This is a genomic window from Paenibacillus sp. HGF5 (assembly GCF_000204455.1).
Lineage (GTDB): Bacteria > Bacillota > Bacilli > Paenibacillales > Paenibacillaceae > Paenibacillus_AQ > Paenibacillus_AQ lautus_A.
Map to the genome: position 1 here is coordinate 69,385 of NZ_AEXS01000146.1, position 24,510 is coordinate 93,894.

General features: G+C 48.9%; 15 protein-coding genes. All 15 read right to left on the minus strand.

Annotated elements, in window-relative coordinates; translation table 11 throughout:
• Positions 1 to 708 precede the first annotated feature (708 nt).
• The 15 genes from HMPREF9412_RS23365 to HMPREF9412_RS23435 all read right to left on the minus strand — a co-directional run bounded on the left by HMPREF9412_RS23365 (position 709) and on the right by HMPREF9412_RS23435 (position 24,498).
• Positions 709 to 2,610, minus strand: coding sequence for a DEAD/DEAH box helicase (locus HMPREF9412_RS23365; protein ID WP_036673254.1), 1,902 nt, complete (start codon positions 2,608 to 2,610; stop codon positions 709 to 711).
• A 544-nt stretch (positions 2,611 to 3,154) separates the two neighbouring features.
• Positions 3,155 to 3,577: a hypothetical protein gene (locus HMPREF9412_RS23370; protein ID WP_009594266.1), complete on the minus strand. Its 423-nt coding sequence runs from the start codon at positions 3,575 to 3,577 to the stop codon at positions 3,155 to 3,157.
• A 342-nt stretch (positions 3,578 to 3,919) separates the two neighbouring features.
• Complete coding sequence (locus tag HMPREF9412_RS23375) at positions 3,920 to 4,642, minus strand: response regulator (protein WP_009594205.1); 723 nt, start codon at positions 4,640 to 4,642, stop codon at positions 3,920 to 3,922.
• A 4-nt stretch (positions 4,643 to 4,646) separates the two neighbouring features.
• Positions 4,647 to 5,801 carry a sensor histidine kinase gene (locus HMPREF9412_RS23380; protein ID WP_009594214.1) on the minus strand — a complete coding sequence of 385 codons (1,155 nt, stop codon included), beginning with the start codon at positions 5,799 to 5,801 and terminating at the stop codon, positions 4,647 to 4,649.
• A 45-nt stretch (positions 5,802 to 5,846) separates the two neighbouring features.
• Positions 5,847 to 8,549: a phosphodiester glycosidase family protein gene (locus tag HMPREF9412_RS23385; protein WP_009594276.1), complete on the minus strand. Its 2,703-nt coding sequence runs from the start codon at positions 8,547 to 8,549 to the stop codon at positions 5,847 to 5,849.
• Positions 8,550 to 8,999: 450 nt separating this feature from the next.
• Entirely contained in the window at positions 9,000 to 10,205 is a 1,206-nt protein-coding gene (gene metK, locus HMPREF9412_RS23390; RefSeq protein ID WP_009594211.1) for a methionine adenosyltransferase, read from the minus strand.
• 226 nt (positions 10,206 to 10,431) lie between these two features.
• A complete protein-coding gene (locus HMPREF9412_RS23395) occupies positions 10,432 to 10,719 on the minus strand; it encodes an alpha/beta-type small acid-soluble spore protein (RefSeq protein ID WP_009594238.1) in 288 nt (95 codons plus the stop codon).
• A gap of 185 nt (positions 10,720 to 10,904) precedes the next feature.
• The gene (locus tag HMPREF9412_RS23400) at positions 10,905 to 11,405 is read right to left on the minus strand and encodes a hypothetical protein (protein WP_036673258.1); all 501 of its coding nucleotides are present in this window, start codon (positions 11,403 to 11,405) and stop codon (positions 10,905 to 10,907) included.
• Positions 11,406 to 11,484: 79 nt separating this feature from the next.
• The gene (locus HMPREF9412_RS23405; RefSeq protein ID WP_009594231.1) at positions 11,485 to 14,442 is read right to left on the minus strand and encodes an S-layer homology domain-containing protein; all 2,958 of its coding nucleotides are present in this window, start codon (positions 14,440 to 14,442) and stop codon (positions 11,485 to 11,487) included.
• A 368-nt stretch (positions 14,443 to 14,810) separates the two neighbouring features.
• Positions 14,811 to 15,155 carry a hypothetical protein gene (locus HMPREF9412_RS23410; RefSeq protein WP_009594240.1) on the minus strand — a complete coding sequence of 115 codons (345 nt, stop codon included), beginning with the start codon at positions 15,153 to 15,155 and terminating at the stop codon, positions 14,811 to 14,813.
• A gap of 252 nt (positions 15,156 to 15,407) precedes the next feature.
• Positions 15,408 to 19,046, minus strand: a complete 3,639-nt coding sequence (locus tag HMPREF9412_RS23415) for an S-layer homology domain-containing protein (protein WP_009594225.1) — start codon at positions 19,044 to 19,046, stop codon at positions 15,408 to 15,410.
• Positions 19,047 to 19,262: 216 nt separating this feature from the next.
• Entirely contained in the window at positions 19,263 to 20,387 is a 1,125-nt protein-coding gene (locus HMPREF9412_RS23420; protein ID WP_009594254.1) for a glycosyltransferase family 4 protein, read from the minus strand.
• 114 nt (positions 20,388 to 20,501) lie between these two features.
• Positions 20,502 to 21,260: a WecB/TagA/CpsF family glycosyltransferase gene (locus HMPREF9412_RS23425; protein WP_009594258.1), complete on the minus strand. Its 759-nt coding sequence runs from the start codon at positions 21,258 to 21,260 to the stop codon at positions 20,502 to 20,504.
• A gap of 5 nt (positions 21,261 to 21,265) precedes the next feature.
• Positions 21,266 to 22,504 (minus strand): polysaccharide pyruvyl transferase CsaB, encoded by a 1,239-nt coding sequence (gene csaB, locus HMPREF9412_RS23430; RefSeq protein ID WP_009594261.1) that lies wholly within the window; start codon positions 22,502 to 22,504, stop codon positions 21,266 to 21,268.
• Complete coding sequence (locus HMPREF9412_RS23435) at positions 22,480 to 24,498, minus strand: DUF5693 family protein (RefSeq protein WP_009594256.1); 2,019 nt, start codon at positions 24,496 to 24,498, stop codon at positions 22,480 to 22,482. The genes csaB and HMPREF9412_RS23435 overlap by 25 nt, the downstream gene beginning before the upstream one ends.
• Between the last annotated feature and the right edge of the window lie 12 nt (positions 24,499 to 24,510).

The window sequence follows — 24,510 nt, forward strand, 5'->3', positions numbered from 1 at the left end:
GCATCGGGGTTTGAAAATCCATGGGATCTGCCGATAACAGGCATGGCATATCCCCGGAAGTTCCTGGTTACATGAGCCTATTTTTCCGCAAGTGAGGCAGATCTCGTCCATCGGTTTTAGCAAACGATGCATGTGCCCGAGGAGTTGGCTTAAGACGTTGGATATCAAATACAAACCTTCCTTTCTTGGTTAGATTGAAAAAAGAATGCCACTCTGGGATAAAAGACTACAGAGTGGATATACAGTACGTACATATCGCCATTGCAGCCACTGATATAACCTTTTATTTCGCTTATATTGAATGTGTTAAATGATTCGGGATTAATATCTACTTGCGCTTTGGCCGCGAACCCTCGATTCGGATGAAAATCAGTCACTAAACCTCCATTCGCAGAAGCTGTTGAAGCCCTCGATCCATTACCATGTCAACAACAGTCATCTCGGTCATCTATTATCCTCGTTATGTAAGGATGGTTTGGAGTTAAAAGAATCTGAGAACTATGAGAGACATTGGGGACCTAAGAGAATCTAAGAAATCCAATAGACTATAAGAATCTATGGAAGACTGCGAGTATCTGTGAGAGATGAGAGTGTATGGGAACTAAAAGTATCTATGTGAATCTATTAGATTCCATAAGGTACCATGAGATTATATCAGGAGGACGAGAACTCTTATTAACGCTCATACGCTGGCTCACAGTCACCCCCTTATTTACCCGACAATTCTTGAACTTGTCGTAAATATCCGCCCTTACCAGCGATTCGATTCATAGCCTTGATTTGCCGAACTGCCGAGCTTTGGCACCTGGTCCATTGCGGCGCAGCAAACACTACCCGTCCTGCCGGATCATCCTTGGATCGGCCCGCACGTCCAGCCATCTGTATCAAGGCCGCTTCATCAAATAGCTCGCTATCTGCATCCAAAATAAAAACATCACTCTTGGGAACCGTTACCCCGCGTTCAAGAATGGTTGTTGTCACCAGCAAGCGAATCTCGCGGTTTCGGAAGGACATCACTTTGCCCGCCCGCTCCGGGTCGATGGATGAAGTCCCTTCAATCGGCATATGGGCAATCGCCTTGCGGAGCAGTTCCAGAATAGGATCAATATGCTTGATCCGGGAAACGAACAGGAACACTTGAGCTCCGCGTCTCAGAGAGGCACTCAGGCTGCGAACCAGGAGTGGGGAAAGCTTTTTTTCTTGAAGACAGCGGCTCACCGCAAACATTTTCAGTTTCTGAGGAACGGGTAACGGATGACCATGGAAGCGTGCGGGAACTTTCGCATGTGGCAATCGGCCAGCAGCTGCTTCGCGCTGTAGAGGCGTTGGCGGGGTAGCTGACAGATAGATATATTTCCCCCCTGGTTTGCAAGCACCCTTGGCCGCGTAATCCAGCATCGGATCGTTATGATAGGGAAAGGCATCAATCTCGTCGATCACGACCAGATCAAAAGCTCCCCTGAATCGCAGCAGCTGATGCGTCGTTGCCAGCGTGATGCTCCCCCGCTTCCAACGCTCCGGACTTCCGCCATATAACGTGACCACCGTCTCCTCGGGAAAAGCCTTCGATAACCGAGGTGCCAACTCCAGCACCACATCCCGCCTTGGCGCGGCGACCAAGACGCGTCCGTCCGCATCCAGAATGGACTGCAGCAGCGGAAAGATCATTTCGGTCTTTCCGGCACCAGTCACCGCCCAGATGAGAAACCGGGCGGCAGCCCCCGCGGAGCCCCCTGCGGGCGGGTCCGCCAAAAACCGCAGCGCAGCGCCAGCGGCGGCGCTCTGCGCTGCGCTAAGCCCCCACCGGCCCAAGGCCGCGGTGGGGGAACCCCCGGCCGTGCCCCGCACGGCCGACCCTGCTGAGCCATGCAGCAGCAGGGCACAAGCGCGGCTGCGCCCCATCGCGAGGCAGGCCTCGCAATAGGCGCAAACCGCCGAGCCGCACGCGGCGCATGCCGTGCGGCTCTTGGCCTCGCTGCCGCAGCGCCGGCAGCGGGGGGCCATGGCCCGGCGGCAGAGCCAGCCGGGCCCTCTGCGCGGGGCGGGCTGTGCCAGCCCCGCTTCCAAACGCAGGCGGCCCAGCAGGACGCCGAGCTGGGCCGCAGCGCACCAGTCGCTCGTGCCCACGGCGACCTCCCCTAGCAATGCCTCGACCTCGCCGGCAAGCAATGCTCGTCCGGCCATGCACTCGATCAGCAGCTCAGCCTGCTGCACCAGTGCATCCCAGCCCACTAGCACGGCTCCCTTCTCGATCAGGGAACTTAGATAAGTCCCATCCAACAGTTGGGTTTCCTGCAACAAGGCGCTCCATTTCGACCTATTTCCCTCCGGCTCTTGCAGTAAAAGCGGGCTTAATGCCTGATACATATATCTCTGCCAATCTGGCCTCTCCCATCGATCCATGTCTGGAATCGGCTGAAATCTCTCTTGGATTTCAACGGCCCATCCCAGTGGTACTCGAGAGGACAGCAGCACCAATAACGGTGTACCGGCCCTTTCGTCCGCCTTTCTCATTCTTCCATACCACCATTGAAGATCCACCCTCATATCCAGCGAGAGATAGCAATTCCATTTCTCTGCTTCTCGAATGGCATAAATGGCAATCTGCATGACATCAACTCCAATATTGAGACGTATAAACAGCTCAAAAGATCATTTATGGGTACTGGAACTTGGTAGTTTACAACATGCTTCAGTTGCTTTTCAGATCCTCCTTTCATAAAAAAACTGGTGAATCTAATACCAGTCGGGGAAGCATTGTATGAAAGATTCGATAGAGCTCCGTGAATAGCTATTTAATTGGGCTTCTTTCTCAAATACCTAGCTTCCTCATCTTCAACAACTCAAACCCGAGTTCTAGTTAGTTCTCAATCAATATAGATGCACCATCGTCCTGATCTAACTGCAGTGACTTCCATTTCATATTTGTTTCTCACCTCAACGCCCAGATCACCCAAACCAAAACATCTCCATTGCACAACAACTTTTGTCGATTACTGTCACAGCTACGATTTATTAGCATCTGATCTCTACATCTTCCACCCCAATACGCCAATAAACGCAAAAAGCACAGCCCTCGCTATACGCTCGGAGTGTGCTTCACGCCTTCAACAATATGAGTATCATCCCGGGAACCAAAACAACTTGCCGATGTTTATCCCTGTACATATGGAATCTGAACAGCCTCCATCGGGTTTCTCAGATCGACCCGTATAACTTCATCTTCATTTGGGTCGACATCCGTTTCTTGTGATGACGGATCACCGGATCTCCAAGTCCCGTATACCAGTTCAATTCCGGACAAATGAGTCAATCTCTTGACAATCTTTAACGTATCATCATACGACTGGTCATCAAGGACGGTGACGCGCACGCGCGTCCCGCTCAGCAGGGCATACCAGGAAAGGGCTCTCAAATACCATTCCACCTGCCGCTCATGGTTGGACGTGATCAGCACATAATGCCTGCGCCGCCCCGTGCCTTCACTAGCTCTTCGGAGATGACGGGCATGCACGATATGAACCAGAGCAACAGCGATCCCGTACACCGCGAGTATCCACAGCAATTGGGCAACCATGAGACTCACCTCCTTCTCTTATCAACAATATATGCTGACCAGGAAAGGACGGTGACAGTTATGTAACCGGTGCCCACACGGAACTTGTCGGGAACGGCTTATTTGCCATAAGGAAGACGTTTCGACATTCCCTCTACAAGATAGGCCGCCGTTCTTGCGATACCAATAAAGCCCTCGCACTTTAATCAATAACAGACAGCGGTATAAGCAGTTGTTCATTATGTATGCTAGTTACCGAAAGAGTTCAGCCATGCTGTAAATCCCTAATGATCATAACAAAAAGGAACCGCCCTTGGCAGTTCCCTCCCTATGTAAGACGCGTCCGTGCATTCGGATCGGCGATTACAACGTCACCCAGCCATATTTGATCGAGTTGATAACCGCTTGCGTACGGTCGTCCACTTCCATCTTCTGCAGGATGCTGCTGACGTGGTTTTTTACAGTTTTTTCACTAATGAACAGGTATTCCCCAATCATCTTGTTGCTCTTGCCTTCGGCCATTAGTCTAAGCACTTCCGCTTCGCGCCTTGTCAATGGGTTGTTCTCGCCTGCCACAAACTTGACTCCAGCTTCACGCGAACCGCTCTCCGCCATCGCGCCTGCTTCGTTTACATACGTCATCCGGCGGAGCTGGTGGATCAGCTTGCCCGTTACTTTCGGATGGATAAATGCATATCCCTCATGTACCGAACGAATCGCATTAATCAGTGACTCGGCTTCCATATCCTTCAGGAGGTAACCGTTCGCTCCCTTACGGAGCGTTTCAAACACATAACTTTCGTCGTCATGAATCGACAGAATAATAACTTTGATCTCAGGAAACATTTCACGTAGTTTCTCGGTCGCTTGAACGCCGTTTTCGGTCGGCATGTTGATATCCATCAGCACGATATCCGGCTTCACTTCGTTGCAGAACTCAAGCACTTGAATGCCATCGCCGCATTCGCCGATTACGTCAATGTCGTCCTCCATATTCAGTATGCGTTTCAGACCCTCCCTAAACAGCTGGTGGTCATCCGCTAATAATACTTTGATAATCGTGTTCTCTTTCTCCAAATGTTCCATCCGATTACTCCTTTCTCTTTTCTACGTTCGTCGGGATATGAATCACGATCTTGGTTCCTTGATTCTCGGCTGAATCGATCTCCATTCTCCCTTCGAGCAGCTCAACCCTCTCCCGCATGCCAATTAACCCAAAGTGGTCCTTGCTTTTCTGCTCCAGCAAATCGACATTGAATCCCAGGCCATTGTCCTGTACCACGATTTTGACCAATTGCGCCTGGTAGGTGATTTCAACAAGCACATAAGTCGGGTAAGCATGTTTTGCAGCATTCGAAAGTGCTTCCTGCACCAACCGGTAGATGGCCGCCTCCATCGCAGAAGAGAGACGATGCTCTTTCCCCCGTGTCTCGAAGATCGTGCGGATTTTCGATTTCTCTTCATAATCATGCACATATTTACGCAGTGTGGGGATTAATCCTAGATCATCGAGTGCCATTGGACGCAGATTGAAGATGACTTTTCGCATTTCCTCCAGGCTCGAACGCACCTGGCCCTTCAAATCTACTATTTCGTCCTGCACCATCTTAAATTCCTGCTTTGCAAGCATTCTTTCTACAATTTCCGTCCTAAGAACCAGATTCGCCAGCAATTGCGCAGGTCCATCATGAATCTCTCTGGATATGCGCTTCCGTTCCTCTTCCTGCGCCAGAATAATTTTGAGTCCAATGACCTGTCTGTTCTTCGCAGATTCGATGATTCGGGATACCTGGCCCAGCTCGCCGGACAAGTATTCCAACACCACGCCCATCTGAGATCCGATCGATTCCGCGCGCTCCACCGAGTTCTCGACATTGCGAACCCGCTTCTGCAGCTCATCTCGTCTTGCCTTCAGATACATTTCCTTCTCCCGGTAGATCATGAGGTCAAGCTGAAGCTGCGTTGCTTTCTCATACGCCTGCTTGATGTCCTCTTCCTTGTACCGGACGAAATCTCGGCTGACCTCGGTCAGCCGGATCCGGGATCGGCGGTAGTTCAGCTCCAGCTGATCCACCTTTTCTAAGGTTTCCGTCGTTTCTTTTAATGTCCGCTGCAGTTCATGATTGAGAGACGCGAGCTCCTGCCGCGACGCCTCCAATATTTCGAACATTTGGTATTTGCTGTCCTCCATCACTTTGATGGCATTTTTTATGACACGGTCGATGGCATCGGCTTGATAATCCACGCACTCTACTCCATTTCTAACGTTTCATATACATATCATACCATATCATGATTCGATCGTAACGGTCTTCGTGTTCTTGTCCCATTTTACTTTAAGGCCTAATTGCTCGGAAACGAGACGAAGAGGGACCAAAGTCCTACCGCCTTGAACCATAGGTGCCACAGCCGCCGAACTGCGTTTACCGTTGAGGATGAATTCCTTTTTGCCTACCGTCAATTCCATGAGCATGCCGCCTCTCAGGACGCCTACCCGCTGCGCGGATTGGTTCCAGGTCGCTTGCCCGCCGAAGGCGTCGAGCACATGCTTAATCGGAACATAGGTCGTTCCATTCTTCAGGATTGGTGCCGAATCGATTGCCACTTTCGAACCATTCAGCATGAGCGATTTTTGCCCAATGGTCATGACCGCTTTACCCGTTGGAAGTCCTTCATTTCCTGAAAGAGACGGCATCGTGAAGCGAATATCGTCAAAAGACACGGCTCCAGTCAATGCACGCTCGTCCTGACCCTCTTCCACGTTCACGACATAAAGCCGCTTCATCTGAGCCGGGAACGCAATGTTATATCCGCTCAAATCGATGCTCAGCGTCTTCCAGCCGCTCCAATCAATGGCCTTAGCCAGATCGACATACACGGTTTTCCCGTTATTGTCCTTGAGCTCCGCACGCAGCCAATTCAGGCTGTTATCTCCCTCCACGTCAATCGTCATCGACGTTGCCTGTGCAGGAATCGTTTTGCCTGTCGTGCCATTCAGCTCGGCATAAGCGTACATTTTTTGTCCCAGCCCGCCTGTCATATCATAGGTTAGGTTCAAGACTTTGGAGGTTGCCTTTGTTCCGCTGCCATTTTGGATCGCTGCCGTCCCGGTAACTGCAGGCACGTTGGTCGTGAACTTCACCGGGTAATTCACATTCTCGAAGTTCTCCCACGTGCTCTCGCCTGCTGCCGACAAAATAACGACTGTGCTAAATCCGTCATATCGTGCGATGGCATAACCGACTTTCGTATTGCTGTTCACGGAGGATACGGTCAGGCGGCCGTCTTTGACGCTGCCTTTGAAGCCGATAAACTCCCATTTCAGCGCGCTGCTCGGAACCTCCAAGCTTTGGCCGCTGCTCGTTACGGCGGTTACCGGTACGGAAACGCTCGTTCCAGCCTGCAGCGGTGCACTGGAAACGCCTGTAGTCAAGGCAACGAGATCATCTGCACCCAGCACCTTCACTTGCATCGTTGCCTTCGTGCTGCCGCTTACCGCCGTCAGGGTCGATGTGCCCGGCTTTGTCGCTTTTATGCTCTGACCGTTAACCGCAAGGTTGCCATTGCTGGATTTCCAGGTCGGTTTAATCGAGCCAGCCTCAATGGGATTATAGTAGGTATCATAGCCCTTGAGTTCATACGTGCCGATTTGCCCAATCAGCAGTGTGTTGCTGCCGCTTACCTTCAAGCCCTTCAAGCTGCCTTGAGGTGCCGTCGAGAACACGCCGAGTGCATTAACGATGCTTCGCTGCGTCGTTCCGTACTCCGTGTTGAAGGTCAGCTGGGTATTCATCTCGGCTAACGGTCGGTTAACCATCGTTGTCGATCCGCCACCGTCGAGGTTCATTCCCTTCCAAACGCCAACCTTTGTCATGAAATCCTGAAGCTGCTGCAGCGTCATGCCTTTGCTGTTATCGTTGCTCTCCGTAGCGATCAGGTAGGCGTAACGTCCGTCTTTGGAGTAACCCACCGCCGTACGCGCACGATTGCCTCCAAGATCATTCACGTTTCTTGAAAAGGACGTCGCTTTGCCGTTATCCACCAGTATCGTATGTCCGCCAATCATCATCTGCAGATTCGTAGGATCCAGCTTTTGACCGGTCTTTTTCGATACGAGCGCATAATCCGCTTCTAACCTCTGGCCTACGGCCAGGTTGTTCTTCACGAACTCGGCTGCGGCGCCATGCGTACGAAGAATGTAGCTTCCTTCCGGAACTGCCGTAGGTATTCCGGCCATCACCGAAATATCCGTTATGATCCCGTCGGTCACCATCACTTCGGTCGGTGTGCTTGAGCTGTTTTTCGGACGCTCCAGAGCTTTCCATGCACTTGTGTATATATAAGCTGCGTTCACATGGCTGTAATTCGATCCGGTACCTTCGGGTGTATATGCTGTTTTGTTCATGCCTGCCAGCGGGAATGTGGTTCCGTTCTCAGCGGTAATGCTTCCCGAAAAGGCAAACTCGTCCAGGATCGGCTTTCCATCATTCGTTACGGCAAAAGCGTACATGCCCTTAAGATCAGAAGGCGAAGACATCAAAAGACCATTCGAGACTTGCGCGCCCATCGGCGCTCCTTCTCTGCCGGTGTTAAAGAAATCCCCGTTGATCGCTGCTACCGCGCCGTTTTCCTTCGCCATTCCGCCCGTGCTTTGTCTTGTAGTAAATTGATTGCCTTGCCCTGTCATGACATCCAGCTTCACATATTTGTTGTTGAGATCCACCCGGATGACATTCGCCAGCGATTTCGCGCCGGCACTGTTGATATACTGATACTTCATCAAAACCGCGCCGGACGTAATGATTTCCTCACCCAGCTTCTTCGCTGATGTGGTTGCCGCGTATGCTACCGAAGATGTTGATAGATTCCCTATCACTGGTATACCGCTGCTCAGCACAGGGCCCACCCAGATGACCCCGGCCAATGTGATAATCAACCATTTCTTGCCCACGCCTGATTTTGCAGACTTCAGTGTTTTCCCCTGACTAACCATGTAATCGTAACTCTCCCATCTCTCGTTCAACACGGATGCCGAACATATAAAGTCTCTATTTAATAGACTTCATTTTTGAGGAAAAGTTACGAATTTGTTATAAAAAAAACACTTTCGCGTATCGTACACCAAGTCTTAGCAAAATTGTAGCGGCATTTTTTAGGAGTCTATGTAAATCAATCCTATGTTACTATATTTTCATCCAAAAGTAACTAGTTTGTCATAAAGTATATTCCTTTATTACCATTTATTAATTAAAAAAGCCGGCGCCTATACTAGGCATCGGCTTTATAATTATTGCATTTTTGTCATAAATTCTAATTCCATCTCCAGTTTCATCACTACATCTTGAGAGGATTTTAAACACAAAAAGGCATGTGCCTTTTTTCAAAAGAAAAATGGAATGGCACATGCCTAAACTTTATATCCGGAACATATCCTAAAATTACCTTAGTTTACGCCAGCTTGTTCTTTCAGCGCTTCGGCTTTGTCAACCCGTTCCCAAGGCAGATCCAGGTCGGTACGTCCAAAATGTCCGTACGCCGCCGTTTGCTTGTAGATCGGACGACGAAGATCCAGCATACGGATGATTCCAGCCGGACGCAGGTCAAAGTTGTTGCGCACAAGCTCAACCAGCTTCTCTTCGCTTACTTTACCTGTACCATATGTGTCGACACTGATCGACACCGGGTTAGCGACACCGATGGCGTAAGCCAATTGGATTTCGCACTTGTCCGCGAGTCCTGCGGCAACCAGGTTTTTAGCCACGTAGCGCGCCGCGTAAGCAGCGGAACGGTCGACTTTTGTAGGATCCTTACCGGAGAATGCACCGCCGCCATGACGAGCGTAGCCGCCATAGGTGTCCACGATGATTTTGCGGCCAGTCAGACCAGCATCGCCTTGAGGACCGCCGATGACGAAACGTCCGGTAGGGTTGATGAAGTATTTGGTTTCTGCGTCCAGCAATTCAGCCGGCACGACAGGAAGAATGACTTGTTCTTTAATGTCCTTCTGGATTTGCTCCAATGTTGCTTCTTCGGCATGTTGAGTCGATACCACGATTGTATCCACGCGGACCGGCGTATTGCCGTCATACTCGATCGTCACCTGAGTTTTACCGTCCGGACGCAGGTAATCCAGCGTACCGTCTTTACGAACTTCGGACAAACGACGAGCGATACGGTGAGACAATGCAATTGGAAGAGGCATCAGTTCTGGCGTCTCGTTGGTTGCAAAACCAAACATCAGACCTTGGTCACCAGCACCGATGTTCTCGGTTTCCTTGTCCACTTGGGAAGGATCACGATTCTCCAGTGCAGCGTTTACCCCCTGTGCAATATCGGCCGATTGCTCATTCAGCGATGTCAGCACCGCGCATGTATTGGAATCAAAACCGTATTTAGCACGGGTATACCCGATTTCCTTCACGGTATTGCGTACGATGGATGGAATATCCACGTATTCAGATTTAGTGCTAATTTCACCAATGACCAAAACAAGACCAGTCGCAACGGAAACTTCACAAGCTACGCGTGCGTTCGGATCGTTAGCCAAAAAAGCATCGAGTACCGCATCAGAAATCTGGTCACAGATTTTATCCGGATGTCCTTCAGTTACGGACTCAGATGTAAATAAACGTCGCCCTGTTAAAGACATGAGATCAACCTCCCATATGAATAGTATGTGATATATCAAGAGGTCCTACACAAAAAATGAACCTTTTCCGACAGGAAAAGGTTTGAAATGTACAATCCTCAACATGCATATTAACTTATTTGTTACCAGGTGTCAATCCAGTTAGTGAGCTGTTTTTCAAGGATTTTCTTGGGTTTTTCAATCGGATGTTAATCAAGAATAAGTTCCCTATACAATTGAAAAATGACTACAGTCTGCCGAAGAGGCTTTGCTCGGCGTTTTGAACCAAACGCTTCGTGATCTCTCCGCCAACGGATCCGTTCTCGCGGGATGTCAGATGCCCCCATCCAGCACGACGGCTGGAGGAACCTCCCCCGATGGCTCCAAGCTCTGAACCGAATTCCGTATCCGCTCCGTACGAGCTGTTACCATATCCCACCGGTAATCCAAACTCTGCTGCGATTTCGTATTTCATTTGCTTCAGCATTTCACGACTCTCCGGAACCACTTGACGATTACGACTGCTGCGTGCCATGAAAATACACCTCCTGTATTGGTTTTTACAGAAGTAGTATGAGTCGATTTCAAAGCACTCACACGTATAAAACGTTGTCACAACTGGCAATAATTATAAGAGGATTATACTCAACTAAAGTTATTCGCAATGCCGTTGGTCGAAGAGGCAATTTTATCAGGGGCTAACGCCCCTAGTTGCTGACACTATTTAATGGTGTAACCGCCGCGTACCATGACAATCAGATTGCTTGTCTGGCCTTCTTTCACCTGGATACCGCGGCCTTCACGCGGGAAGGAAAGAAGATGGTTCTTAGGCGCCGTTTCACCGTTTAACAGGTCTTTACCATCGGTAAGATCCGCAACGCCGCTAGCGACTTCTGTGTAGATCACAGCATTGCCTGAACGCACGATGAACTCCGTTCCTGCGTCGGCGATTAGAATCTTGCCTGGCTTCAGTGCAACGTTCTTGACTTCATCGGCACCTTGGGATGGTTGGGTAGGATTGGTTGGGTTGGTATTACCCCCACCACCGCCATTCAGTGCTTGCTGGATTTGTTGGTCTACGTAGCTTTTGGTGACGACCGGGTCGTCAGTGGTGCCGGGGGTTGTGCCAGCGCCAGTTACTTGGAGATCCAATAGAGAACCTAACAAAACAGAACCACTTAATATTATTACTCCGGCTGTAATTTTATATTCCTTTTTCAAATTGATTAACTCCTTTTTTTTAATAAAAAAACTGCCCGGAATTAATCCGGACAGTTTTGGTTTAAGAATAAATACTGAATTACTGAATGGTTTCGAAAACTTCTTCAGCAGCATTATCTTCAGTGTCTACAATGGACTTGCCAGAAGGAATGGAAACTTGAGCCTTCGCACCAGCTGGGATTGCTTCCTCAAGCCAGATTTGTGCAGTGTCAGTAGTACCATCCTTAAGGATAGCACCCTTAACTTTCACCGAGGTTCCATTCACAAATACTTTAAATGCATCTGGAGTATAGTAAACTTTGATAGCCTCATTGAATTTAACGTCTACATATACGCTACCTGTTACTGTGGAAGCACTAACTGCTTTAGGTGCAATTCCGTCATTAATAGCTACTGTTTGACCAGCTTCTATTTTGTGACCAAGGTAATCGGCAGTTTGCGGTTTAGGATCAATAGTGAGGTTACCCAGAGCTGCAAGATTCAGGTCATTATTCAAAGTAAATACAACTTTAGTTTTACCATCACTGAATGTAGGTTCTCCAGCTACAGCACGGATACCTGCGAATGTAAAGTCACTAGACACCACGGAAGTGATATTGCCTTTAAATTCTACAGTAACTTTATTAGCTGCAGTAGCTTTAGCGCTCTCTACAGGAATTTCAACACTGTTTTTAATTTCAGTTTGCAATGCGGACAAGTAGTTACCGTTTTGGTCGGCAACATTAGTCACGCGAATGTCTGCACCTGTAAGCTCTGTCTTATAGTTCTCGAAGTCTGCTTTCGGAATAGTAAGACGAACTGTATCAGCGTTTCTCAATGTTGGTTGTGGAGCATTTTTAGTCGGGAATACTTTATAAACATTTCCAGATACAGTTACATAACTGTATTTGTTGATATCAAGTGCAGAACCATTACCGCTCGTTGCAACAGCTCTGTTGAATTGAATATCAATGTAGAGATCATCACGATCAGTGTCATCATACCAAGCTCTTACAAGTTTCAGCTCATCAGTATTAGTTACATCGATGCTGAGAGTTTGTGGAATCATCGTGTTACCGATCGCTGCTCTGTCGCGAATGTTCGATACTTCAAGAGTATATTTACCAGCTGGCAGTTTACCGATGGACTCGATTACTACACGGCTATATACATCTTGGTTTTGTTTGTTTTTAGCCCATACTGGGGTATTAACAGGCTTACCTTTGTTGAAGCCTTTATCCGTAACTACTTCACCTTTAGAGTTTTTCAGGATATAGTTGTCGCGGTTTTTGATGTCATCAGCGTTAACATCTTCAGAGAAGTTAAGAGTCAATGCTGTGCTGTTAGCTTTAACTTCAACATCCACACCGTTTACAGTTGGACGCTCAGTGTCAAGAACAGGAGTTACCTTAGCTTCACGGTTAGCAGAGTTATCACTGTAATCTCTTACACCTTCAAGGTAAATCGTGTTTTCACCAACGCTCAGGCGCTTGCTCTCAGTGCTGAAAGTCAAGACAACAACGTTATCTTTGATTTCAACTTTATCAGCCGTTTTGCTGGAAGAAGTGTGGTAAACCTTATCAACGGACTTCACGGATTCGTTGAATTCAACTTCAACCTTCGTCAAGTCTTTAGTTTTAACGGATACCACTTCTGGAGCTGTTGTATCTTCAGCTACGGTAAACTTCACATCAGTTGGGCTAACTTTGAAACCAGCGTAGTCCTCTACACCTTGAAGGCTCAGCGTGTGCTCGCCAACAGCGATGTTAGTTGTGATGAAGGCAACATTCGGATAAGTAAATTTCACCCAGCCACTTACTGCCTGACCATCGATCTTGTAGTTAGAGATGTTGGAAGCTGTTGTGGATTTAACCGGCTCAGAGAACACTACTTTGAAAGCTTTTGTTCCAAGGCCTTTAACCTCAGTTACTTCTGGAAGTTGAGTATCAACCGCTCTGAATGTAACTGTTTCGTTGAAAGTTTTGGAGCCATCGGAGTTTTTAACACCTTTGATTTCAACTTTAGCGTCTTTTTGTACTGGCAAATCTTGCAAGGAGTTTTGGGCAACCAGCAAAGATACGCTACGTTTGTCAGCAGACAAAGTTGCAGACTCAAAAGTCACGCCAGTAACTTTGTAGTTATCTTCGTTCTCTGCAGATTTAGCTTCAACTTCACCATCGAACTTAACAGTAAGCTCTTTGTAGTTGGTAGCAGATACGGAATCGATCTTAGTAGCTGCAGTTACAACCCAAGTTACGCTTTCAGTGTAGTCGTAGTTGTTGTGGGAGAACTTAACTTCTGTAGCTGTGTTAGCTTTCAAAGCAGTTTCCAGAGTTACTTTAACAACTTCGTTGTTAGCAAGTTTGAACTCAACTACTTTGCCGTCTTCTTTAACTTCATAAGAAACTACAGCTGGTTTTTGTTGAGCCAGGTAGATGGAGTAAGCAACGTCAACCAGTTGGGAACGGGAAGCGTTCGCTTTAGGGTTCGCTTTAGCGTCTACCAGACCAGCGTTGATTGCTGCTTGCACATAACCTTTAGCCCAGTCAGAAGCGTTGTTGTTCGTTTCAGTTGGGATTTCAAGTTTTTGTGCTGTAACGAGAACCTTCGCCATTTCTTGAACGGTGATTTTACCGTTGAAGTCGAAGATCATTTTCGTTGTGTTTTTACCTTCCATCAGACCTGCAGCGTAAACTGCTTCTACGTAAGGAGCTGGCCATTTGTCAGCTTTGTAGTTTTTGTCTTTGAAAGATGCTTTGCCTTCGATTGGCTCAAGACCCATGATACCAACCAGGACTTTAGCGAACTCAGCGCGAGTCATTTCTTTGTCCAGGCCAGCAGTTCCGTCTGGATAACCAGTGAAGATCCCTTTTTCTTTCAGTACATCAAATTTCTGTTGAGTGTTGAGTGCGTCGTCACCGAATGCAACAGAAGCAAACATGGAGAATGCCATTGCTGTAGACAGTGCTACGGATAAAATTTTCTTCATAACCTTTTTTTCTCCTCCTTGAATCATCACTTGATTATTTTCTTTAATTTGGTAGCTCTTATCACTCATTTGTCCTGCACCTCCTTTCCCGAGTTGAGCATAAATCATAAATGATGTCTGTGACGATATCACAGAATCTTGTTAACGAGAGAACACTACATACTAGAATAGATTCCTAATCCTACCTAGGTATTATACAACGAGTCCCCAACACCGTAAAGAACATTTTTCTAATTAATAGACAATCTTCTTGCATCGGATAATCTTGGTTACTTCGTTGGGCTCTACATTATAAACGTTTGATTTTCCAAAAAGTTGCGGCAGTTGCAAAGTTTTTTTAAAATTTTTTTCAAAGTCCCCCAGCTTCATATAACAGCCCTCCATTTACATATTGCGACAACAAAAAAAGACGCCTCATCGGCGTCCTTTGTAGAATGCTAGCGAATCTTCATAGCGAGCTGGATAATCCGCGCGCGCATTTCTGGATTGCTGTGCAGCGTGCTGTACATCTGATCGATCTCCGCTTTATTCGTACGATATGTCTTATCATGTTTAATTGTAGTATGTGACCATTGGATCAACGCATTCTCAGCCGCTGTCATTTCGTTAAATGAATCATGAAAGCCTGTCTCAACAACGAGTCCCTCCATGACTTCCTGAGTTATCTCATCATGAGTGGCACGAGCCAGCTCAATCTTCTTCTCCATCACTTTGGCTTTTTCCTCGAACTTGGTCTTCGCCTTCATGTAGTCGAGCTGCGCTTTTGATAATATCGGCTTCATAAATTCATCTTCACCCTCTAAAAATAGTATGTGCTTCCGCTATTGTAGCGTATTCTACATGAAATTACAAAACAATAGATATTGGTAAACGGTTTCCGCGGGGCATATAACGCCCATAAGATCTTGTTAATTATGACATATATAACCTGTTCATTAAAAGCTGCCCAGGAAAAAACGAGAGCAATGCCAATAGAAATTGGGCATCGGCTCTCGTTCCTTTTGTCATGCAAATCCTAACTTATGAATAATGGCTTACAGCATTTTCAGCTTACTCATCATGCGTTTAACGACGGTTGCCGTATCCGCGCGATTCAGCACCGCATCCGGGTTGAAGTTGTAAGTCGGCTTTCTCTCGCCTTCCTTCAAGCTGTTCGCCACGCCGGTCAGAATGCCGGCCTTGCTTACGGCAAGAATGGCTGGGTAGGAGTAGTTCGACTTGATATTGCCCACATCTTCGAATTGCTTCTGAAGCGCTGCTTTATCTTTTTCGATTTCACCCATCTTCAGGTTCAGCGCGCGTGCGATCATGTTGGCCGCTTCCTCGCGGGTTAGCTCCATATTCGGAGCAAAGCTTCGAGGCGCAATGCCGCGGATGATTCCTTTTCTGGCTGCCGTCTCGATGTAACGATAATCCCACTGCATGCTGTTGACGACACTTTCCTGATAAATGTCATCAAAGGTCAGCTTGTTCTTGTCGGTGTCGTAATCTAGCGGAATATCCAGCAGCTTCACGATAATCGTAGCAAATTCGCCGCGAGTCATCGGATCGTACACGCCGAACGCATCCTGCTTGGACGCTTTCATGTATCCTCTGGCCAGCATCAATTCGATATCGTTGCGGGCAGTCTTATGCGAGATCGCATCGGAATAGCTGTAACGCAAGGATTTAACGGCGTAGTAACCGAAGCCCTTGAATGGAGCGGTAACGGTTTTCTTCTTGGCATCTACTTTTCCGCCGATGTTGATCCAGGTTCCTTGGGACGGGTTGTACCACCAGATGCCCAGGTTGCTGGAAGCCGAATTCACCAGCGCGGAATCGTATTTCAAGGTAATCGTACCTTTTTGGGAGAGCTCCATCCAGTTCTGCGGAATCAAACGTTGATGGAATTCGTGCCCTTTTGCGTACGGATGCATTGCCGCTTTTACATTAAAGTCTTCCACGTTGCTGCTGTAGGCATTAAGCGAACCTGCGTCCAGCCAGTAAAGAGGCGAAGAATATCCGAAATGCGCAGCCGGCGTGAAACGGAACGCATTGTTGTTATCCCCTGGAATCAGGGACAGGCGTCCGTCCATTTCCACGCCGTTCTCGATTTCGCCGATCCGGTTATAGGCTTTAATCGTACGACCATCGATCTGGTTGGCAATGCCGAACAGGATGTCATGCTCGCCGAGCAGGTTGATCGTTGGCACTTCAGCCGTAGGGCTTGATTTCGCCTGCTGAAGCACGGTGCCTTTCGGCAAGGACAGCGAAACGCCGCCTTTAAATACGGACACTTTGCCGGACTTCGAAATATTCGTTTTATACTGGGAGCCTTCCGTTGCATCGTCTGTGTACGTTACGACGAATTGGCCGTTTGTCTTTTTGGTGCCTTGTTCGATCGTGAACTTGATGGTGTTTTTTCCGTTTTTCAGGTTCTTTACCTCAAGACGGAAAATGTCGCTGATTTCGGATTTCACCATTGGCGTTTTGCCAATCAGAATGGCGTCGGCGCCTTCAGCCTTGATGCTTACCTCTACAAAGTTCTGTTTCAGCACGCCTTCGTTCGGCAGCTTAGGAGACAGCACTTGATAAGGTGCACGTTCGCGCGTGATTTCGATGGTATCGGTTGTTGTAACCGACTGATAACGCGAACCGATGCTGATTGCCTGTAATCCAACCTCTGGAAGTGCGAGCTCTTTGAACACCACGCGGGCCGAGCTGGAGTTTGCGCCATTGACAATGGTAAAGTACCGGTCGTAATCCGCCGGATTAATGGGATCCAATTGGGTCTTCAGGGCACCGCCCGAGAGAGTCCAGGTACTTTGGTTGTTTTTGGTAAAGACTGCAAAGATGGTTGGCGTCGGATGACTGAGGTTCACCGTAATCTCATCCGTGTATTCCACTTCAAAGCGAAGACCCAAAGCTTTTTCATATGTGTTGTAAGCATTCTCAGCCGTTTCTCTGAACAATCCGTCCGGATCGGATTCCGTTGCGGAGCCAACCGGGAATGGGATCATGTTTTTGATAACCGAACGGGTATCGCTAAAATAAAGCAGGGTCAGCTTCGTCGAGATTTTCCCGCTCTTGTCGGCGACCACCAACGTATTCGGACCTGGAATCAGCTGCAGGAACGTCGTATCCGTAAAGCTGAATTCTCCGTTGCCGTTCACGTTCAGATCGCGAGTGTTACCGTTCAGGGAAATCGTAAGTCCTGTAGTCCCTGTGTAGTTGACAATGCGTCCTGTCACTTGGTTGAAATCTGAGCTGTTCTTAAATACCTGGTTGTTGTACAAATTGAAAATATCAATATAAGAAGAAGATAAGAACGTCACCGGGATGACTTTGGTATCGGAAACGCCCGACCCATTGCTGACCTTGATGATCAGATTTTGCTGACCTGTCGGCAGGTTCGTGATTTTGAAAACCGTGTTGCCGTTGTAGGTAAACTTCTGGGCGATCGTGCCGCCGCCCTTGCTGGACTCAATCTCCACATTGCCTGCGTTCACTTGATCGACCATCAAATAGATCGGCAGTTCATTCAGGACGGTGTTGTTACTGCTTGGGAAAATAGATTGGGAGGTAGCCGATACTGTTCCTCCGCTCTCCGTTACGCCGTACAATTGATACACCTGCTTGATGGTAGGCGCATTGACATCGCGGTAAGTAAAAGAATTCTTTACATCAAAGCCCGTGGTAGAATCCTTAGTGAGTACAAAATAATCCCCACTCTGAGTGATGCTGGTAGTGCCGGTCGTTGTAAAAGGATACATCAAGGTATTGCCCAGCAAGCTTGCCGCACCTACGGTTGCCGGCGAGGTCGTGATCGGATTTGTGGCTCCTACCTGAAATACGGAAACTTCAAGAATCGGGGGAACCGCTGGGGTACCAGCCAGAGGAGCATCCACGATCACATAACCGGAGATGACGCCGTTAACCGTACCGGTTACAACCGCCTGTCCATCGATATTTGTGCCGCCAATCTTCAGTTGATTGACAGTTATGGAACCTGTCGGATGATAAACGACCTGTCTATTGATGGTCTGGGATTTCGATTCGGAGTTCACGACGATCACCAGATCGTTGACACCCTTCTGCAGCAGGATCCCTGCGGAGTAATACGTATCGCCGCCGCCGGCATACATACTCTGCCCATTGACGGTAACACCCTTGGATCCATTCGTCGCTTTGACGGAAATGCTGATGGTCTGCGTAGTAACGACAACCGGCTTGGAAGCATTCTCTTCCAGAACGCGTCCATCACTGAGCGCTACTTCGTAAACAGCCGGTACATCGGAGAACTTCACATAGGCCGTAGCACTCATCTGCTGGCCTTGCGTGCTCATACCGGACACGATGATTTTGTTCACTCCCTGATTCAACTGCACATTCAGGAACTCGAACGTATTCGCTGCTTCGTCCAGGATCGGCTTGACGCCGGTGCCGCCTGTGGTCGTGTCATCGAACCGTTTGATTTCATACGAGATGGTATTCGGGTTAATGCCGTTGTAGGTACCCGTAACCGAAATCGAGCTCCGGTTCTCCGGCGTTGGAGAATTCGGATCCGTACTTAGATTGGAAAAGTGAAAAAACAAGGCTCCGTTTGCAGCTGAAGCCGGTAATGCCGGAATAAGGGAAAAGAACATAGCAATGGCCAATAACAGGCTTGCTATTGTACGGAAATTTTTCTTCAACGGTTGTGCCTCCTTGATCATTCGGACGTTGGCGTCCGTTTTGGGTGTTGCGTCGTTCACTGGGTCCCCTCGCTTTCACTGACAGATTGGTACTTGCGCATAGTTCATATATCGGTCCCAGACATTCAATTATTTAGAAAAAATCACAAAAAAGCCTCACCCTTTTTGGGCGAGGCTGGCATGTCCATACGGACTCATAATGAAAAAGAATGAGTTCTATTTAGTGCGGCTTTCGGGATTTGCCTTCATCCGCATCCGGTTAATCAGCCCGAGAATCGGCCGTTTGGTCTTGCCGACCAGCCCGATGACTTCGGCACCGATCTGCATGAAGCACATCATGACGCAGATGACCACAAACGTCACCCAGTTCGCTTCATACATGGCAGCCGACGATTGAATGACGGCCAATACGCCGAAAAACGCGGCAATGACGTAAATGATCAACACGGTCTGGCGATGGCTGAATCCAAGCTCGCGCAGGCAGTGATGCAGATGCCCCTTGTCCGGAGCAAAGATCGGTTTCTTCTGGATTTTGCGGCGAATGATCGCGAAGAACGTATCCGACAGCGGAACGCCGATAATGATCAGCGGCGTAATAAAGGATACAATCGCAATCTGCTTAAATCCAAGCAGGGACAGCATGGCCAAACTGAATCCAAGGAATAATGACCCCGTATCCCCCATGAAAATCTTCGCCGGGTGAAAGTTGAAAAACAGGAAACCGATAATGCTGCCGAGGAGCAGCAGGCAGAGCAGGGCTACGGTCGTGTTGCCCATCAGGACGGCCATGACCAGGATCGTGCCGATCGCAATGCCGGATACGCCGGCTGCAAGTCCGTCAAGCCCGTCAATCAAATTAATCGCGTTCGTTACGCCGACAATCCAGAAGATCGTAAGCGGAATCGATACCCAGCTCTCCAGCATGGAGTAACGGTCCTGGAACGGTATATTTACAAAGTCCACGGTAATATTAAATCCGAATACAACCACGCAGGCAGCTGCAATCTGAGCCAAAAACTTCACTTTGGCCGAAAGTTCAAATCGATCATCCAAGGCTCCGATCAATACGATCATGGAACCGCCGATCAGAAATGCCTTCATGAAGTTGGCATCACGAGGCGACAGGCTATCCGGCAAAAAAGGAAGAACCGCAATCAGTCCAAGAATAAAAGCCAGATAAATGCCGAGTCCCCCGAGTCGGGGCATGATCCGGGTATGAACCTTGCGGGCATTAGGAACGTCAACGGCACCAATCTTAACCGCAAACTTCTTTACAAGCGGGGTTAAGAGCAGAGCGAGCGCCAGCGATACGATAAACCCGATGATGTATATCATTAACATGTAATCATTCGACCCCCAATAAAAGTCTACCGGTTGAATTATACTCCCTTCGGGTCCGAAAACCAATGCCAATTTCCGGTGATTTCCCGGATTTTACCCACAGAAATGAGCCATTTAGCTCGATTTCGTTACGTTTTCTTTCTCGCGCAGCACTTTCACTACGAATTTCGGCAGCGCAAGCATTCTTTTGTAACGGGTAGGCTCCTTCAGAAGGCGATAAAACCATTCGAGACGCAGCTTTTGGAACACCTTCGGTGCCCGCTTCAGTTTGCCGGAGATAATATCGAACGATCCCCCGACGCCCATCACCACCGGAACCTGGAGCGCCTGTTTATGCTGGGCAATCCAAGGCTCCTGGTTATCCGCACCGCGCGCCACAAACAAAATATCCGGTGAAGCCGCCCGTATCTGTTCGATGACGGCAGCATCCTCATCAGGCCCAAAAAAACCGTCCCGGCAGCCGCATATAATTGCAGCCGGATATTGCATTTGTAACCTTTCGGCAGCTTCCTGAATCACTTCGGCGGTAGTTCCCAGCAGAAAGAACTTCCATCTATAGGTTTCCCCGACCTTCAACAATTCATGTAAAAGCTCGAAGCCGGTTACGCGTCCCTCCAACGGATCGCCGCCAACACCGGCGGCCCAGACGATTCCGGTGCCGTCCGGAACGATGATTTCGGCGCCTTGCATCATCCGTTTATACTCCGGATTGTTGACGGCCGTCATCACCATGATCGGATTCGCCGTGATGACATGGTGGGGCTGCCCCGACTGCACAGCCTCGGTCAGGTATTTCACCGTATCTTTCATGCTTAGCTTGGAAAACGGAATGTCGAATACCGATACGGTAGGAAATGGATAGGTCTGTTTCATGTTTATCATCCTCTATGGCGTAAATATTGGGCAATGTGGCGTGCAGGCATGGCAGCCTCGCGTTTCAGCACGGCAATCTGCTCGCCATGCTCCGCCTTCCATGCCGCTGCATCGTCCAACAGCTTCAGCATCTGATCCTTTAGTACGCTCGGATCAAGGGATTCAGTGCTTCCGACAGGCTCGCTGCCAAGCCGCTTCAAGAAGTGGTTGATTTTCGGATCATAAGAAATTCCGAGCAGCGGCACGCTCTGATTCGCTGCATAGATCAGGCTATGCAGACGCATGCCCAATATCATATCACAACGGCTAACCTCGCGCAGCATGTCCTGCGGCTGTTTCTCATCGCGGTAAAAACTCAAGACAGAGCCATTCTTGGAAACATTACCCATGGCATCCGCTATAAACTGCGAAGCCTCAATATCATCCGGCTGATGAAAAGGAAGAAAGCGAAGATGCACCGGTCGTTGTTCGGCCAATGCCTTTAAACCTTCCGCTACAGCCTTCAGTTCTTTTCGTTCCGGATGCCAATACCGAACCGAAATGCCGATGACTGGCAGAGAGCCTTTCGTGTCTCCGCTTAATAACGAGGATGGCTTTACAGGTTCTTCGAATGATTCGCGCTGCTCTTCTATAGAAGAAACTGGTGCAGCTTCATTCTCTTTCAATGCTGATCCCGGGTGGGAATCCCTGTGGATACCCTCTCCGGCCGGCAGCGGCAACCCCATCACCGGGTCCGGCACGACGTGCACGGCTTCCCCCGATATTCCCATGGACTGAAGCAGTTCGCCCGACTGGATGTCCCGCACCGAGATATACGTGCATTTACGGAAGATCGAGCGAATCATCGGATAAAACAGTTTACGGTTCACCGGGCCAACGCCCTGGGCATAAATAAACGTCGGTTTACCGAGCCACTGCGCGATCTTGAGAACGCCCAGATAATAAGGGATGGTCTTCGGACTGGTAGCATCCTGCAGCAGGCTTCCCCCGCCGCTGATCAAACCGTCGCTGTCCTTGATCGCCTGTCGAACCTCGCCCAGCTTCATCCGATGAACGGATTTAACCCCGTAGGCAGCCGAAGTCCATTCCGGGTCAATGGAAAGCACAACGGGGTTGATATCGACCCCCGCCGCCTGTCCTTCCTGCTCTAATGCGGTCAGAATCGATTTCAGCACCGCTTCGTCACCGCTATTTTTAAATCCGTAATATCCGGAAATGACTATTGTCTTAGAAGTGGAGACCATCGTTTCCAGATCCTTTCTGCCACTTGCCATACCAATATCGCGATCAATCCGATGATCAGGCCGAGTCCAAGGCCCAATACCACCCGAATCGCCGAAATATAGAGAGGCGTGTGAATATGCGTGAATGTTCCGACCATCGACAGCTGTCCCATCACGCCGATAATGAGAAGGTATACGGCATGACGGTATTTAAATGACAGGAACACGCCGAGTACCATCATCGGATGAGCAAGCAAGAATTCCTTGTTACGCGGACGTACGCCAAACGTATTTTCCAGGAATGTACGGAATGCCATTTCGATCGAAGATACGGAGCCTGCATTACCAGTACGGGTGAGATAGTACCAGCCAACGATGGCCACAATACCGGCTGCTATGACCCATGTCAGTGAGATCGGTGCTTTAAGCAACTTCAGAATTGCGCTGTAAGTCGACCCACCGCGATACAGAACCACGTAAATCGCAATAAGCCCAATCGGAGCTGCGGCCAGCAAGCTCACGCCACGGAACTGATCCAGCACGAGCATATAGGTCACATTGTTCAATAACGCAACAACGATCGGTACGGCCGCAAGCGACAGGATTGAGGTCTTGACCAGCAATACGATCGAATGAGTCACTCTTCTGCCAGAGCTCATGTCCGGAATGCTCTTCTGCGTTTCATTAACTTTGCGAATGGCCAATATGACGGCAACCGTTGGGGCACTGATCGCAGCAAATAAAGCCAAGGCCTGCTCAAGCAATGTCGGCTTCAAAACATACAATCCCGCGCTACCCACGAGGCCGATCAGGAAGGCTGCAATCGTCAAGAACGGAATGTAATAGGAAATCATGAGCGAAATCAACGCGATGGCTCCGACGACTGCCCCAAGCTTGAAGTAACGCTGCAAGGACGAGTCGGTTACCTTAAACGGCTCTGCAGGACCCATGGTAAATCCATTGTCCTCGATCTGCTTGATGGCTTGGCCCGATCCGGTCAAACTGTCAATCAGATTGTCGAGCGGATGAGTAACGGTAGCCTTGGTCATATCCCGGCTCGGCTCTGCATTCAAATAGAACATACGAATGTTACGGTCTTTGGAGGCCAGGGCAAAGCGGTCCCCGATAACCTCGGGCTCCAGATTAGCATCCCGCTCGCTTAAGGAATAAATACGGGTTACGTTGTAATCCGTTAAATAGGCAAGTTTCGTAAAGCCTTTTTGCGGACGCTTGATATTCTCAATCGCCACTAGGCCGATACCATGTTGGTTCAACAGCTGGCCAAAGGAATCCAGGCTTTTCATGTCGGCTTGATCATTAAAACCTCTGGCGGAATCCCCTTCAAACAGAATGCGTTTCACGCCGTTATCCGCGAAGTACGCCATCAGCTTCTCCATGTAAGCCTGGTCATACGGAAGACTGTCCGACAGACGCGGCACAATGTTAAAGCCCTTCTCCCGCAGCATGCTGATCGTAATCGGGTCTGGAGACAACGGTTTAATGACGGCATTGGAACGCGGGGTTTCCAGCACCAATCCGTCCACTGCGCGATCGAACTGCCATGATCTTACCGGAATCCCCAGTCTCGTGAACGTGTCTTGAATGATGGGTTTAATTAAAGCTGCGCTTTCCTCGTTTAGGAATGCAACATACGTAAAATTCTCGTTCGGGGAGACCGTCGTACCTGTCAGATCGGCGACCTGCTGCCCGTCATATACCGATATCCGCCGCGATTTCGCCAGCTCGTCCAGCGTGCTTTCATAAAGCGCCATACTGATCACGCCGGCCTCTTTCAGGCGATCCAGCTGCTCGGATATAAAATCCTGCGGCTTGGATTGATACACCGCGACATCCAACAAATCCCGATAATCAAACACCAACTCAACGTTCTTTGATGTTGATTCTGTTTGCAGTCGGTCATAACCTACAGGCAGGGCCGCTGCAACGCCAAGAACAACCAGAATCCACAGCCACTTGCGGGCTGCCGTGTTCCAGCGTTTCCATTTCTGAACCACGAAAGTACCTCC